The sequence below is a fragment of the Ruegeria sp. K11 genome, assembly GCF_056531905.1.
Genome location: NZ_JBQFMP010000010.1, coordinates 100123 through 114872, shown reverse-complemented (window position 1 = coordinate 114872; position 14750 = coordinate 100123). Strand labels below are relative to the sequence as shown.

The window sequence follows — 14750 nt, the reverse complement described above, 5'->3', positions numbered from 1 at the left end:
CATGCTGTGCCGTCCTCATCTGAACCGGTCAGCGCGCTACGAACCTGCGTTTAGTCCAGCCGCTTTGAGTTGTGATTCAGGCTCAGGATGTCGCGGCGGCTATAGTGGCCCGCCGGGTCAAGTTTGAGGTGCGCAGATACGACAAGATCCAGATCGACATCAGCATAAAGTGTGACCTCCTCGTTCAACACCGGACCCGCGACAAGCGCACCGCCCGGAGCGGCAATCATGCTGCCGCCATTGTTGATGACGTCTCGCCCCTCGGTGACATAATCGCGTAAGGGAAAGCTGTCGGGGATATCACTACTGCGCAACAGGCCCGAAACAGAAACCACATAAACCCGCCCCTCCATCGCGATGAACTGGGTTATGTGATCCGTGACATCCAGATCTCCAGGCCATGTCGCGATATGCAGCTGTTCGCCCTGCTGATACAGCGCCTGGCGCGCCAATGGCTGCCAATTCTCGTAGCAGTTCAGCCCACCGACTTTCACACCTTGCCAATCCTGAACCGACAGGCCGTGCCCGTCTCCGTCGGCCCACAACAGACGTTCATGAAAGGTGGGTTTCAATTTCCGATGTACGTTCACGACACCCTGATCGGGATGGATCGTAACCAGCGTGGCATAGACCGAACCGCCCGAGCCCGAGCGTTCGACAATACCGGTCATCACGGCGACACCCAACGTGTCGGCCTCAGCGCAGATGGCGGCGATTTCGGGGCCGTCCGTGGTGATCGCCGACTTCAGATAAGCCAAATGGCCGACTTTCAGCAGCTCATCATTATGCGCAACGCCCTGCGCCCGCAGCCAGACAGGATAGCCCGACAGAAATACCTCGGGGAAGACCACAAGATTCGCGCCGTTGGCCGCAGCCTCGCGCAGCAACCCGATCAGCTTGTCCGTGCTGGCCTGAGGATCAAGAAAAACCGGTGCGGCCTGGACAGCGGCAACTTTCATTGGGGCGCTCCTGCGAATTGGGCAAATTGTCTCCGCGCCCGACCACATCAGGCGCGGATCAAACTGTCAAATTATCGGGCTCAGCCCGGATTGGCAGGGGCTTTGGCCATGTCGTCGGTCACGGGTCCCCAGGGCTGAGCCGAGTTGCACCAGATCTGGATCGTGGGTTTGACCCAGCTGCTGTCCTGCAGCGTTCCGGCTTTCACAGCAGCCAGATTGTCGAAAGCTGGCAATTCGGTCGCCAGTGGCGAGCCACAATTCTTGCAGAAATTCCGCGTGACCGGCTGGCCCGAGGCGCCGTTGACCACATACTGACTAAGGCTGTCGCCCGTGAATGTGATCGAAGATGTCGGCACCAGCACATTTGTGGAATAGGCCGAACCACTTTGCTTCTGACAATCGGGGCAATGGCAGACCACCATCATCGCGGGTTCTTCGGCGCTGGAACTATAGGTGACCTGGCCACACAGGCAGCTTCCTTGGATCTTGGGCATTGGGTTCTCCTTGTTGGTAGGTTTCGCTTGATTTTGTTTACGCAGATGGCTCTCGGGTCGGCATCAGATGGGCAGCGGACTGGTTGAACAGCGTTGCGTTTTGTTCAGCGGTGGCCTTGTCGCTGAATTGCGCGTCCTTGTGCAGGTTGATCGCAGTCACCACCGCCGGACGTGTCTTGATCCGTAGCCGCCAGGCGGCCACATTTGGGAAGTTATCCAGCGAAACACCCAGCGGTTTGGCGATAAATGCCCAGGGAAAACACATCATATCGACGATGGTGTAGCGGCCAAGCATATAATCGCGCCCGTCCAGCCAGGTCTCCATCACCGCCAGCGCGCGTTCGAATTCACCCTTGTAGCGTTTGTGGGCATAAGGCTGATTTTCGGGGGCATAATTGACGAAATGACTCAGCTGCCCACCCATCGGTCCTTGATTGGCAGCCTGCCAGAACAGCCATTCGTTAAAGGCAATCCGCTCCCGGGTGGTTTGAGGGCCAAACTGGCCGGAACGTTCGGCCAGATACAACAAGATTGCGCCGCTTTCAAAAACGGTTTGCGGACCGTCTTCGGCATCATGGTCCAGAATGGCGGGCATCTTTGCATTGGGGCTGATGGCGCGGAAATCAGGGGTAAGCTGATCCCCTGCCCGCAGGTTCATCAGGATGGTCCGGTGTTCCAACCCGGTTTCGGCCAGCATGACGGCCACTTTCCAGCCATTGGGCGTAGGCGAGTAATAAAAATCGATCATGAGGCATCCGCCAGTTTGCCAGCACCCAGTTCGGCCCGAACTTCATCGGTATGCTCGCCCAATTCCGGGGCCGGGCGCAAATCGGTTGCAGGCGTTCCGTGGAACACGGCCGCAGGTCGGGTCTGGCGCAGGCGGCCTGCCTTGGGGTGGTCGTATTCTACAAAAATACCATTGGCCTGCATCTGGGGATGCTGCCGCATCTCCCGCCGCGTCAGAACCGGAGCACAGGGTACACCCGCTTCCTCCAAAGCGGCCAGCAGCGCGTCGCGGTCCATCTCGCGCACAATTGTCTGCGTCAGGTCCAGCCGCGCATCGCGGTTGATGTCGCGCAATTCGGTGGTTTTGAAACGCGGATCATCCAGGATATCCGGACGCCCCGTGGCATGCGCCAAGGCCTCCCAATGTTTGTTCTGCATGATCGAGATGCTGAGATATCCGCCCTTCACTTGATAGATCAGATCGTGAAAGGACTGGCTTTCTTCCTTCTCCATCTCATCGCCCACAAAGGTGTGCCCGTTCATGTCCGACGCCCACAGGAATGCGGCCACGGTATCCAGCATCGACAATGTCACCTTTTGCCCCTTGCCCGTGCGTTCACGTGCAAATAGCGCGGCCGTCACGGCCTGACTGGCCTGAACCGCCGTCAGCTTGTCGGGCAGGATGGTGCGCACCAGCCTTGGGCGTTCTTCATCTGATCCCGCCTGCACGGTTGTCAGCGCCGAGAGCGCCTGAATTAACGGGTCATAAACCGGTTTGCCGGACAGCGGCCCGTCAAACCCAAAACCCGAGATGGACATGTAAACCAAACGAGGGTTCAGCGCGCTCAGCACTTCATAGCTCAGGCCCAGACGGTCCGCGACGCCGGGGCGAAAGTTCTGGATGAACACATCGGCCCCTTCGACCAGTTTCTTGATCATCGCGATGTCGTCAGGGTCTTTCAGGTTCGCCACAACCGAGCGTTTGTTGCGGTTGTTGTTGAGATATGACGCCGAGTGCCCACCGCGCCGGGTGGCCACATGGCGTGTGAAATCGCCGTCAGCGCGTTCAATCTTGATCACATCTGCGCCTTGATCGGCCAGAATCATGGTGCTCATCGGACCGGAAACGACTGCGGTCAGGTCAATGACCCGTACACCTGACAGGGGTCCGCTGCGCTGAAAGCCGCTGTGTTGTGTCATCACCACTCTCCTGTTGCCTGTCTTTGAAAGCTAGGCCGCAGCAGGGAGTTGGGGTAGTGCAAAATTCTCAGGAAGAGTTGAAAAAAATTCAGCTCGCGTGGCCCCTCAACCACTCATAAAAGCGCTTCAGGTCGGACCGGATCGGCCCGTCTGGCCGGACCACGTAATACGCGATATTGTCCGCGTCAGGTACGTCAAACGGAGCCACCAATGCGCCGACCGACAACAGTGTATCCACCAGCGGACGCCGCCCAAGGGCAATTCCCAGCCCGTCCTGAGCCGCCTGAATTGTCAGCTCATAGGTCTCCAGACTGTAGCGTTGTTCTGCCGCTGGGGCCTTTAGGCCGCGCGCGTCACACCAGCGGTTCCATTCATCGTTCACCGTTGTGTTGACAAGAACCCGCTGCGTTTCCAGTGCCTGTGAAATAGGCATCCCCCGGATTTGCGCGGCAAGGGCGGGCGACATCACGGGCACGATGGTCTCGGACAACAACTGGGATGACACCGTTCCCGGCCAATCCCCCATCCCGCGCCGGATCGCAAGGTCGACATTTTCCCGCTCCAGATCGACCACACGTGTCGTGGTCACAAGATTAACCTCTAGATCCGGGTGGGTGCGCTCCAGATCGACCAGACGCGGCAGCAACCAGCCCGCGGCAAAAGATGGCGTCAGTGTCAGCGACACGCGCTTGCGGCCGGGCATGGACCGGATCGCTTCGGTTGCGCTGAGAATTTCGGACATGGGCCCTTTGATGCGGTCAAAAAACTGCCGGCCATCTGTGGTCAGGTACAGGCGGCCTTTTCGGTTTTCGATCAACCGCACGCCCAGTTCAGCCTCGAGCGATTTGACCTGATGACTGATTGAGGACGCCGAGACATTCAACCGTTCCGCCGCCTGCACCGCACTTCCGGTCAAGGCAACTTCGTAAAAGGATTTCAACCCGCCGAAGGGCGGGAAATAATCGTGCTTTCCGGTCAGGCGCGATCTGGACATGTCCTGACCCTAGCGTCGGATGATCACAAATGGCAGCCCCGGATTGAACGGCAGGATGCCACGCCCCCAAGATCGGGATCGGTGACGCGGCACTCAGACCTTATCCGATCAAAATATCTGCCATCCGTTCGCCGATAATAACGGTCGGAGCCATCGTGTTACCGGTCGAGACGCGCGGCATAACGGATGCATCCGCGATAGACAGCCCCTCAAGCCCGTGCACGGACAGGTTGCCATCGACGACCGACATGTCATCCTGCCCCATTTTGCAGGTGCAGCTTTGGTGGAAATAGGTGCCTGCCGCGTTCCGCGCAAAATCTTTCAGGCTGGCCCCGTCCAGCGCGCCCGGCATAACCTCGCGCTTGGCATATTCGGCCATCGGCGCGGCGTTCCCGATCTCGCGGCACAGTTCAATACATGTGGTCAGTGCAGTCAGGTCGGCCTCTTCCCGCAGGAACCCGCCATCAATCGACAGTGGAGCGTTCACATCCGCGCTGGTCAATCGCACGCTGCCCCGGCTTTGCGGGCGCACCAAACCCGGCGCGATCGTCCACGACCCTGGCGGAACCTCCGTCTGCGCCCCGGTGACTTCCGAGGCATAAGGCACTTCGATATGGAAAGGTTGCAGATCAGGCGTATCCAGCGCAGCGTCGGACTTCCAGAAGAACGTGGCCTCGGCTGCGCTGTTGGCGGGCGGCAGAGGGGTGTTGTATTCCCAGATACACCCTGCAGCCAGAATGTGATCCTGAAAGTTCTGGCCAACGCCCTGAAGGTTATGCCTGACGTCGATCCCCAGCGGTTCAAGATCCTGTGCCCGGCCGATTCCGGACTGCATCAATATACGTGGTGAGTTGATCGCGCCTGCCGACAAAATGACCCTGGATCCGGCAGCAACCGTTTGCAATTCCCCATCCTTCTCAAACGTGACGCCGGTTACCTTGCTGCCGTCCATCGTCAGATTGTGTACCGTGGCCCCGGTCAGCAGCGTGATGTTGGGCTGCGACAGTGTCTCCCACAGGTAGGATGCGGGCAGGTTCAAACGCTGGCCATCGCGGATGCGTACATTGGCCAGTGCCGCACCGCCGTCGCCTTCCATCATGGCGCCGTTCATGTCGTCATAAGCGGGGATGCCGACAGTTTCACAGGCGTCGACAAAGGACTGCGCCGACGGGTTGAAGCCGCGAACCTGATCCACATAAAGGCGTCCACCGCTTCCGCGCCGGTCTGGGTCAGGCGCGCCGTGCCAGTCTTCGATCCGTTTGTATATCTCAAGCACCGAGTCATAGCTCCACGCGTCATCCCCGGTCTCGGATGCCCAGAAATCAAAGTCATTCTTGTGGCCGCGCGCCCAGATCATCACGTTGATCGACGACCCCCCACCCACGACCTTGCCCATCGGCAGGATCAGAGACCGCCCGTTGACGGCCTCATTGGCATCCGCCGAATAGCCCCAATCCCGCTCGGACCGGATGTTGGTGGGCCACAGCAAAGGATTGAGCACCGCGTCAATCTGATCAGTTCCCCCGGCCTCGAGCACCAGAACCGTCGCATCCGTCTCGGCGGCCAATCGACCGGCGACAACAGCCCCACCCGACCCTGATCCAATGACGATATAGTCATACTGCGCGGCCAATGCCTGCGCGTTGTAGCGCTGGGTAATGGCTGCATCGCCCAGAGTTTGCGCCGCAGCCTTGACCGCCAGCGCACTGGCTCCTGTCGCAAGGGCCAACTGAACGAACCTGCGGCGACTGATCCGACCGTGCAGCAATCCCGCCTGCAATGCGTTGAATTTATCTCCGGCCAATAGGTCCAAAGTTGGCTTTAGGTGCATCTTTTTCTTCCTCTTTCCATCAATCTGTCGCAACACACCGATACCGCCTGATGGTCCGGTTACAGGACCCGGCCCAGAACGGCGCAGGCCAGGTTCGGATCAGGCCCGCCGCTTCCGGTAGTCGCGGGGCGTGGTCCCGTACTGAGATCGGAAGTTCCGTGTCAGGCTTTGGTGATGCCCAAAGCCCCACCGCAGGGCAATTTCGCTGATGGACATACGCGCGTATCGCGGATCTCGCAGGTCGTCGGCTATGCGCGCCAGCCGCATTTTGCGAATGGTGGACGAGATCGACCTGTTATCATTGCCATAGATTTCCGTCAGCCGACGCACGGACATACCCATGCGCGCCGCCAAGGCATTCCGGTCAAAGTCAGGGTCACCCAGATTGGCCTGAATCGCAGAATCCGCACGCAGCAGAATTTGCTGCTCGGGTTTTGACAGCTCAAAAGAGGCATCTCCGACCGAGGCCAGCCCGGCCACGAACAAATCGAGGATGGCGGCCTGCATCGCATTTCGTACGGGTTCGGTGGCGTCGTCTATGGTTTGCACCAGTTGAACGACACTCGCGCCGGTCGCGCGCCCGACCGCACTGTTGCCGGGCACGGTGATGCCTGTGAACTGATCCGCGTTGGGCAAATGGCCAAGCAGATCGTTGCGGGGAATCTGGACAACCAGTTGCTGAAACCCGTCCTGCAAATCGATGCTATACCGATCCGTACTGCTGTACAGAGTGAAATCACCTGGCGTTAAATGAGCCACCCGCCCGCATTGGCTGATCGTGCCCTGCCTGGCGGTTTGCAAGCTGATAAGAAAGCTCTCTTCTGTAGCGCGGGATACATCTTTCTGGCGGCGTCGCACCAGTTGCTGGCTACCGGTCACGAATGACGTCGATAGGCGCGACATGCGATTCAATGAGATTTCGCCATTGAAATCGTCGGGTTGGTCGCATTGGCAATCAAGCATCACATAGGCATCGCAAACCGCCTCGCGCCAGAATGCAAACCTGTCTTTTTGCCGGATGTTTTTCGTGCTCAGCAATGAAGTCATCGTAAAAACCCCGCCTCCCGCAGTTTTTCTATCACGAAACTGTTGTTTCAAAAAACCTAGCGGGTGCGTCGCTCAATCTGAACGATCTTTCCGCCCGGATTGAGAAACCGGCTGGACTGACGACAATGACGATAATAGCTGTCTTAGCCGCGAATGGCTTTCAGGCCTTTGCGAACTTGACGCTTCAGGGATTTTCGGACACCTGCCGTTTCACACAATTCACGAATGGTTTCGGCGACCAATAGGTCCCTTAACTTGGGGTCGACATTCAAAAGCTGCTCAAGGTCGGCCTGTTCCAAATCCAGAGATGGTGGCACATCCAAAGCGCCATAATCGATGTCCTGAAACTCCAGACCTTGCTCGTCCCGCACCCAGCGCAGGTCGTCCCGATTGTGATATAGCACAGCCGCCGATGCCTCTGGTCGCAACGTGGCGCGCGGTAAGTCCAGCTTGGCTGAAGCCTGCGCAAGCGCCACGTTCAATTGTCTGTTCGCACCTTTGAAAACGCCGTCCAGATCACGAAAGGCGCGGCTTCTGATCCAATATTGCGCGGCCGTCAGCTCTGCCGGGCCGGAAACGTTCGCATTTACCTGCTTGACGGCTTTCGCGGCGGCCTCATTCAGGCCGGCAAAATGCAGCATGTCCGCAACCACATCCCCCCGCGCAAGCTGAGCACGGTCGAACAGCCGAATAAATACCGCCTCGCCGAAGACAGCTGAATAGTTGTCATAAACCCGAGAAATCGAACGGGCCGGGTCCCCGAAGCTGCGGGAACTTCCGGATGCTTTCATCTGTTGCTGAATGCGAGCCAGATAGCCTGCGACGGGGTTGCGATAGTAACACAACACCCGAAATTCCGCATCGATGGGTGCAAACAGGGCCTTCAACCGTCCGATCGCTTCCCGATCCAGAAAGCTGAAGGATTCTGATGAAATTATAATGTGTTCAGCTTTGGACCGCTGTATCTTTGCGATGATGCGATCCAGACCGCTTTGCGCGGCTGCAACGGTTTTTGCCGCCTCTGCCGCTTTGTTCTTGAAACGCGTGGATCGGGGCCACTTGTCGCGATCCGGTTCGATCAGAGGCACCAGCCAGCGGTGGTTCTTCTTGAGCCGCACCAGCTGCATCAGCGCGCTGGTCGACGGCGTGTCCAGAGGATACAATACGCCACTGCGCTCCAGCATCCGCCGGTTCGCAGCCAGAGTGTCCTGAATCGACGTACTGCCGGTTTTCGGGTTACCGATATGCAGGGTGATGGTTTTCATGATGCCGTGGCTGCGCCTGCGCTGCTATGCATGATCCTCGCGGTTCATCCGCATTTGGAATGCCCGCAACTGCGGCAGGTCATGCATCCTTCGATCATGACCATGTCGAACTGACCGCAGGACGGGCACGCCTTCCCGCGTGGCGCGTCCATGTTCACCACTTGTGCTTGTGGGTCGGATTTCAGCCCCATGCCTTCGCCCTCAAGAAAACCGATATTGACCATGTGCTGTTCGATCACCCCACCAATTGCGGCGAGTATGGACGGGATATACTTGCCCTTGACCCAGGCCCCACCGCGCGGATCAAAGACGGCTTTCAGCTCTTCGACCACGAAAGACACATCCCCGCCGCGCCGGAACACCGCCGAGATCATGCGGGTCAAAGCGAGCGTCCAGGCATAATGCTCCATGTTCTTCGAGTTGATGAACACCTCGAACGGACGCCGCCGCCCGCCGATGACGATATCGTTGATCGTCAGGTAAATCGCATGTTCACTGTCTGGCCATTTCAGCTTGTAGGTCGACCCCTCCAACGCCTGTGGACGATCCAGAGGCTCGGACATATAGACCACCTCGCCTCCATCCACCTCATGCGGGGCAGCAGCGCTTTCGCCGGGGGCGGTATCTGCGCTCTCGGATACAGTCAGGACCGAGCCGGTCACGTCATTCGGGCGATAGGTGGTGCAGCCTTTGCAGCCCTGATCCCAGGCCTGCATGTAGACGTCCTTGAAGGCGTCAAAGCTGATATCCTCAGGGCAGTTGATCGTCTTGGAAATCGAGCTGTCGATCCATTTCTGCGCCGCAGCCTGCATCTTGACGTGGTCGGACGGGGTCAGCGTCTGCGCGTTGACGAAATACTCCGGCAACTCGGAGTCACCAAACTTGTCGCGCCACATCTGCACGGCATAGTCCACAACTTCTTCCTCGGTGCGAGAGCCGTCCTTCTGCAGCACTTTGCGCGTGTAGGCATAGGCAAAGACCGGCTCGATCCCCGACGACACGTTGCCCGCATACAAGGAAATCGTGCCTGTCGGCGCTATCGAGGTCAGCAGCGCGTTGCGGATGCCATGTTCACGGATCGCATCGCGTACATCCTCGTCCATCTGCTGCATGGTGCCGCTGGCCAGATACTTGTCAGCGTCAAACAGGGGAAACGCGCCCTTCTCGCGTGCCAAATCGACCGACGCCAGATACGCGGCGCGGGCGATACTGTGCAACCAGCGCTCGGTCTGACGCGCCGCCTCGTCGGACCCATAGCGCAGACCCAGCATCAGCAGAGCATCGGCCAGACCTGTCACGCCCAGCCCAATACGGCGCTTGTCCTGCGCTTCGGCCTCTTGTTCCGCCAGCGGGAATTTCGACGCGTCCACCACGTTGTCCATCATGCGCACGGCAGTGGCGACCAGCTCTTGCAAGGCCGCCTCGTCCAGATGCGCCGCATCTTCGAACGGGTCCGCGACCAGTCGCGCCAGATTGATCGACCCCAGCAGGCACGCCCCGTAGGGCGGCAGAGGCTGCTCACCACACGGGTTGGTGGCCGCGATGGTTTCCACATAGCTCAGGTTGTTGGCCTTGTTGATCCTGTCGATGAAGATCACGCCGGGCTCGGCATAGTCATAGGTGGCCTGCATGATCTTGTTCCAAAGATCACGGGCCTGAACCGTGTGATAAATCTTGCCGTCGAACACCAACTCCCACGGGCCATCGGCCTTGACCGCCTCCATGAACGGATCTGTCACCAGCACCGACATGTTGAACATGCGCAGCCGCGCCGGGTCGGATTTTGCGGTGATGAACTGTTCGATATCGGGGTGATCGCAGCGCATGGTCGCCATCATCGCCCCGCGTCGTGAGCCTGCGGACATGATCGTGCGACACATGGCGTCCCAGACATCCATAAAGCTCAGCGGTCCGGATGCATCCGCCGCGACCCCTTTTACATCGGCACCGCGTGGACGGATGGTCGAGAAATCATAGCCGATCCCGCCACCCTGCTGCATGGTCAGTGCGGCCTCTTTCAGCATGTCGAAAATGCCGCCCATGCTGTCGGGCACGGTGCCCATGACGAAACAGTTGAACAGCGTCACCTGCCGCGCGGTACCGGCGCCCGCGGTGATGCGCCCGGCGGGCAGGTATTTGAAATCCTCCAGCGCGCTGTAGAATTTTTCTTCCCAATGCGCCGGGTCCTGTTCCACCCGCGCCAGATCGCGGGCGATGCGCCGCCAACTGTCCTCGACCGTCTGATCGATGGGTGTGCCATCCGCCTGTTTAAAGCGGTATTTCATGTCCCAGATCTGCTCGGCGATGGGGGCGGCAAAGCGGCTCATTGGTGATTCCCTGTGCTGAAAGAGATATGAATACTAGACCGGATCACATCTAAACCACAACACCTTGATGACAAGCCGCAGAAGGCTACAATATAGGGACCCGCCATGGGACGACTCTGTGGGAAAGCTGTGGATAAGTACGTAAATCTCATCAAACTGTCCGTCGGATCGGAAAGCGTTGACACGCTGATGGCGTGGCAGGACGGTCGCAGGCCGCTCTATGAGGATGGATGCCCGCGTCACGTCACCCGCATGTGGCCCAAGCGCGAGGCCGAGATTCTGAATGGCGGATCAATCTATTGGGTGATCAAGGGCGTCGTGCAATGCCGTCAGCGCATCCTGCGACTGGACGAAGTACGCGGCGAGGACGGCATCCGCCGCTGCGCCATTGTGCTGGACCCCGAGGTGCATCGCACGCAGAACGCCCTCAAGCGCCCGTTTCAGGGCTGGCGCTATCTGAAACCCGAAGACGCACCCGCCGATCTACCGAAAGGGCGCGAGCAGGACGATGCGTTGCCTGACGATCTGAACCGCGCATTGGCCGATATCGGCGTGCTTTAACCCAGCCGGTCCAGCAGGTCGTTCAAAACTGCTTTTTCACCCATGTCGTATTTCGCCACCCGACTGCGCCACAAAGTCGCCTGTGACTGCAAAATCTGCCCATCCGTCAGGATTTTCAGGTGGTTCGCCCGCAACGTCTCGCCGGTCGAGGTGATATCGGCGATGGCCTCGGCGGTTTCGTTCACCACCGTCCCCTCGGTCGCGCCCTGACTGTCGACCAGAGTGTAGTCGGCCACGCCTGCATCCGTCAGGAACTCGCGCACCAGCCGGTGGTACTTGGTCGCGATGCGCAGGCGGTGGCCGTGCGACTTACGAAAAGCCGCGGCCGCCGCATCCAGATCATCCAGCGTATCCACATCGACCCAGCAGGCCGGTGTTGCGATGATCAGATCGGCCTTGCCAAACCCCAGCTGTGATACTTCTTCCAACTGCTGTTCCCACCGTGGCAGTTTCTCATGCACCAGATCGATGCCGGTGACGCCCAGATGAATCCGCCCTGCCGCCAGTTCGCGCGGAATTTCCCCGGCAGATAACAGGATCAGCGACACACCGTCGATCCCTTCGACCTTGCCCGCATATTCCCGGTCCGATCCGCTGCGCGAGAGGGTGATACCGCGCTTTTCGAACCACGAGAACGTCTTGTCCATCAACCGGCCCTTCGAGGGCACGCCCAGTTTCAGGCTCATTGCGCGCCCTCCTCGATCTCGAGCATCAGGTCAGGACGCAGCACGCCGCCCACTGCGGGGATTTCTGCGCCGCCACCCAGTTGCCGGGTCAACGCATCATAGCGCCCGCCGGTGGCGATCGGCGGCAGGTCCGCGCGGCCTTCGGCGTAAAAGCCAAAGACAAAACCGTCATAATACTCCATCGACGTACGGCCATAGGAGGCTTCGAAATCCAACCGCTCGACATCGACGCCCCGCGCCTGCAGCGCGGAGATACGGCCTTCCAGCCGATCCAGCGCGGGGGTGATCTGGGGCAGGTCCACTGCGACATCGCGCAGTTGTTCCAAAGCAAACGGCATGGTTTCGCGCACGTTCAGCAACGTTTCCAGCCCCACCAGTTCAGTATCTGAAATAGGCGGGGTATCCCGGTCTTCTCGCAGCGCGGCGATGCGCGCCTCAATCTCAGAGGCGCGGCGTTTGCCGATCATGTGCACGTCAATTGCCAGAGGGTCCGCTGCGTCCAGCAGGGCGTCGCGCCCCTCGGGACCCGGCTTGCGGCCTGCAAAGCGATCCAGCAACACCCGAAACCGGCGCGGACGCCACAGATGCCGCATTAGCGCGGCTTTGCGCCGGTCAGTGGTTTTCAGCCCGGCAACGGCGGCGGTCAGGATGCCAATATCCCCCGTCGCCGCGCGCAACGGTATCCCGCGCAGTTGAAGGGCAAACAACGAGAATACTTCGGCATCGGCCCCGGCGGGATCACTGCGGTCAAAGACCTCGTACCCGACCTGGATATACTCGTTCGAGCGATCCGGGTCGTGTTCCTGACGGCGGAAAACCTCGCCGGAGTAGGTGTACCGCGCAGGTTCGGCCCCATCCTGCATGTGCATCTGCACCACCGGCAGAGTAAAATCCGGGCGCAGCATCTGCTCGCCGCGCAGCGCGTCCGAGGTCACATAGGCACGGGCGCGGATATCTTCGCCATAGAGATCCAGCAAAGTATCCGCCGGTTGTAGCAGAGGCGTATCCACCACCTGCGCCCCGGCGGCCTCGAACCGGACGCGCATCATCGCGGCGCGGGCCTGTATCTGGGAACGGTTGGGCATCGCCTAGTCCTGACTGTCTAGAATCTCGCGCACTTTGGCGACCAGATCGCCACGCGGCACTTCGAACTGGCTGGGGCGTTCTTTCCACTCCTTAAGCGTGGCGCTTTCGGCAATCTTCGCGCCGAGGATCAGGTCCTTGATCTGCACAATCCCGTTGGCCTTCTCGTCACCGCCTTCGATCACCGCAATGGGTGAGTTCCGCTTGTCCGCGTATTTCAATTGGTTGCCGAAGTTCTTGGGGTTGCCCAGATAAACCTCGGCCCGGATACCGGCATTGCGCAGCTCAGCCACCATCGCCTGATAGTCCGCCATCCGGTCGCGGTCCATCACCGTGACGACCACGGGGCCCGTCGCCTGCGCGGTAATCCGGCCCTTCTCGCGCAGGGCGGCCAGCAGGCGGTCCACGCCGATTGAGATACCGGTCGCGGGCACTTCCTGCCCGGTAAACCGCTTGACCAGATCGTCATAGCGACCACCACCCGAGACCGAGCCGAACTGCCGTTTGCGGCCTTTCTCATCGAAAATTTCAAAGGTCAGTTCGGCCTCATAGACCGGCCCGGTGTAATAGCCGAGGCCACGCACGACCGAGGGGTCAATCTCAACCCGGTCCGAGCCATAGCCGCCCGCATCCAGCAGCGCTCCGATCTGTTCCAATTCGGCGATCCCGTCGGTCCCGATTTTGCTGGCGCCAACAGCTGCACGCAGGTTGGCCAGCGTCCCGGCGGTATCGGCGGCCTTGGAGGTCAGAAAGGCAATCACCGGCTCGGCCTGATCGTCGCTGAGGCCCACGCCATCGATAAACGCGCCCGACGCGTCCAGGCGGCCCTTGGTCAACAACTCGCGCACACCGGTTTCACCTACCTTGTCGAATTTGTCGATGGTGCGCAGGACATTATCGCGGGCGGCGGCGTCTTCGCCCAGCCCCATTGCCTCAAGGACGCCATTCAGAACCTTGCGATTATTCACCCGCACCAGATAATCGCCGCGCGGGATGCCCACGGTCTCCAGCGTGTCCGACAGCATCGCACAAATCTCGGCATCCGCTGCCATCGAGGCCGTTCCGACCGTATCCGCATCACATTGATAAAACTGACGATACCGCCCCGGCCCCGGCTTCTCATTCCGCCAGACCGGCCCCATCGCATAGCGGCGATAGGGCGTTGGCAGGTCGTTGCGATGCTGCGCGTAGACGCGGGCCAGAGGCGCAGTCAGGTCATAGCGTAGGGCCATCCAGTCGCCGTTACCGCCCTCGTCAAACTCCTGCCACGCAAAGACGCCCTCGTTCGGGCGGTCCACATCCGGAAGGAACTTGCCCAGCGCCTCGACCGTTTCGACCGCGCTGCTTTCCAAAGCATCAAACCCGTAACGATGATAAACCCCCGCAATCGTCCGCAGCATCTCGGTGCGCTGCGAGACTTCCTGGCCGAAATAATCGCGGAACCCTTTCGGCGTGACGGCCTTGGGGCGGGGCTGTTTCTTGGGCTTGGCCATGTGGGGCGTCCTTGGGGCTTAGTGTTCCGCGCGCGGTCTATCCCATGGCCCGCATCGGGGCAAGGCGGGGTTTCTCTGGCCATG

General features: G+C 59.8%; 13 protein-coding genes. 1 reads left to right on the top strand and 12 read right to left on the bottom strand.

Annotated elements, in window-relative coordinates; genetic code table 11:
• Window positions 1-50: 50 nt before the first annotated feature.
• The 9 genes from ACR0K4_RS16690 to ACR0K4_RS16650 form a co-directional block, all read right to left on the bottom strand.
• Window positions 51-959, bottom strand: a complete 909-nt coding sequence (locus ACR0K4_RS16690; RefSeq protein WP_480854874.1) for a carbon-nitrogen hydrolase family protein — start codon at window positions 957-959, stop codon at window positions 51-53.
• 80 nt (window positions 960-1039) lie between these two features.
• Window positions 1040-1453 carry a GFA family protein gene (locus ACR0K4_RS16685; protein ID WP_480521188.1) on the bottom strand — a complete coding sequence of 138 codons (414 nt, stop codon included), beginning with the start codon at window positions 1451-1453 and terminating at the stop codon, window positions 1040-1042.
• Window positions 1454-1490: 37 nt separating this feature from the next.
• Entirely contained in the window at window positions 1491-2201 is a 711-nt protein-coding gene (locus ACR0K4_RS16680) for a glutathione S-transferase family protein (RefSeq protein WP_480854873.1), read from the bottom strand.
• Entirely contained in the window at window positions 2198-3379 is a 1182-nt protein-coding gene (locus ACR0K4_RS16675; RefSeq protein ID WP_480854872.1) for a CaiB/BaiF CoA transferase family protein, read from the bottom strand. The genes ACR0K4_RS16680 and ACR0K4_RS16675 overlap by 4 nt, the downstream gene beginning before the upstream one ends.
• An 88-nt stretch (window positions 3380-3467) precedes the next feature.
• Entirely contained in the window at window positions 3468-4373 is a 906-nt protein-coding gene (locus ACR0K4_RS16670; RefSeq protein WP_480854871.1) for a LysR substrate-binding domain-containing protein, read from the bottom strand.
• 100 nt (window positions 4374-4473) lie between these two features.
• Window positions 4474-6204 (bottom strand): GMC family oxidoreductase, encoded by a 1731-nt coding sequence (locus ACR0K4_RS16665; RefSeq protein WP_480521180.1) that lies wholly within the window; start codon window positions 6202-6204, stop codon window positions 4474-4476.
• 99 nt (window positions 6205-6303) lie between these two features.
• A complete protein-coding gene (locus tag ACR0K4_RS16660; RefSeq protein WP_480854870.1) occupies window positions 6304-7251 on the bottom strand; it encodes an AraC-like ligand-binding domain-containing protein in 948 nt (315 codons plus the stop codon).
• 143 nt (window positions 7252-7394) lie between these two features.
• Window positions 7395-8516: a hypothetical protein gene (locus tag ACR0K4_RS16655; protein ID WP_480854869.1), complete on the bottom strand. Its 1122-nt coding sequence runs from the start codon at window positions 8514-8516 to the stop codon at window positions 7395-7397.
• A gap of 44 nt (window positions 8517-8560) precedes the next feature.
• Window positions 8561-10843 carry an adenosylcobalamin-dependent ribonucleoside-diphosphate reductase gene (locus ACR0K4_RS16650; RefSeq protein WP_480854867.1) on the bottom strand — a complete coding sequence of 761 codons (2283 nt, stop codon included), beginning with the start codon at window positions 10841-10843 and terminating at the stop codon, window positions 8561-8563.
• 129 nt (window positions 10844-10972) lie between these two features.
• On the opposite strand from ACR0K4_RS16650, the gene ACR0K4_RS16645 reads away from it, so the two are divergent.
• The gene (locus ACR0K4_RS16645; protein WP_480521173.1) at window positions 10973-11404 is read left to right on the top strand and encodes a DUF1489 family protein; all 432 of its coding nucleotides are present in this window, start codon (window positions 10973-10975) and stop codon (window positions 11402-11404) included.
• On the opposite strand, the gene hisG is transcribed toward ACR0K4_RS16645, so the two are convergent.
• Genes hisG through hisS form a run of 3 tightly spaced genes read right to left on the bottom strand, consistent with a single transcriptional unit; the run spans window position 11401 to window position 14666 of the window.
• Window positions 11401-12090, bottom strand: a complete 690-nt coding sequence (hisG, locus tag ACR0K4_RS16640) for an ATP phosphoribosyltransferase (protein WP_480521171.1) — start codon at window positions 12088-12090, stop codon at window positions 11401-11403. The two genes, ACR0K4_RS16645 and hisG, sit on opposite strands and share 4 nt — an antisense overlap.
• Entirely contained in the window at window positions 12087-13175 is a 1089-nt protein-coding gene (locus tag ACR0K4_RS16635; RefSeq protein WP_480854865.1) for an ATP phosphoribosyltransferase regulatory subunit, read from the bottom strand. Before ACR0K4_RS16635 ends, hisG begins: the two co-directional genes overlap by 4 nt.
• A 3-nt stretch (window positions 13176-13178) precedes the next feature.
• Window positions 13179-14666, bottom strand: coding sequence for a histidine--tRNA ligase (gene hisS, locus ACR0K4_RS16630; RefSeq protein WP_480854864.1), 1488 nt, complete (start codon window positions 14664-14666; stop codon window positions 13179-13181).
• Between the last annotated feature and the right edge of the window lie 84 nt (window positions 14667-14750).

What these genes read in the sequence shown, in the direction of transcription:
- hisS (WP_480854864.1), bottom strand. Translation starts at nt 14,666, where the DNA reads ATGGCCAAGCCCAAGAAACAGCCCCGCCCCAAGGCCGTCACGCCGAAA.
- ACR0K4_RS16660 (WP_480854870.1), bottom strand. Translation starts at nt 7,251, where the DNA reads ATGACTTCATTGCTGAGCACGAAAAACATCCGGCAAAAAGACAGGTTT.
- ACR0K4_RS16685 (WP_480521188.1), bottom strand. Translation starts at nt 1,453, where the DNA reads ATGCCCAAGATCCAAGGAAGCTGCCTGTGTGGCCAGGTCACCTATAGT.
- hisG (WP_480521171.1), bottom strand. Translation starts at nt 12,090, where the DNA reads ATGAGCCTGAAACTGGGCGTGCCCTCGAAGGGCCGGTTGATGGACAAG.
- ACR0K4_RS16665 (WP_480521180.1), bottom strand. Translation starts at nt 6,204, where the DNA reads ATGCACCTAAAGCCAACTTTGGACCTATTGGCCGGAGATAAATTCAAC.
- ACR0K4_RS16635 (WP_480854865.1), bottom strand. Translation starts at nt 13,175, where the DNA reads ATGCCCAACCGTTCCCAGATACAGGCCCGCGCCGCGATGATGCGCGTC.
- ACR0K4_RS16655 (WP_480854869.1), bottom strand. Translation starts at nt 8,516, where the DNA reads ATGAAAACCATCACCCTGCATATCGGTAACCCGAAAACCGGCAGTACG.
- ACR0K4_RS16675 (WP_480854872.1), bottom strand. Translation starts at nt 3,379, where the DNA reads ATGACACAACACAGCGGCTTTCAGCGCAGCGGACCCCTGTCAGGTGTA.
- ACR0K4_RS16690 (WP_480854874.1), bottom strand. Translation starts at nt 959, where the DNA reads ATGAAAGTTGCCGCTGTCCAGGCCGCACCGGTTTTTCTTGATCCTCAG.
- ACR0K4_RS16670 (WP_480854871.1), bottom strand. Translation starts at nt 4,373, where the DNA reads ATGTCCAGATCGCGCCTGACCGGAAAGCACGATTATTTCCCGCCCTTC.
- ACR0K4_RS16680 (WP_480854873.1), bottom strand. Translation starts at nt 2,201, where the DNA reads ATGATCGATTTTTATTACTCGCCTACGCCCAATGGCTGGAAAGTGGCC.
- ACR0K4_RS16650 (WP_480854867.1), bottom strand. Translation starts at nt 10,843, where the DNA reads ATGAGCCGCTTTGCCGCCCCCATCGCCGAGCAGATCTGGGACATGAAA.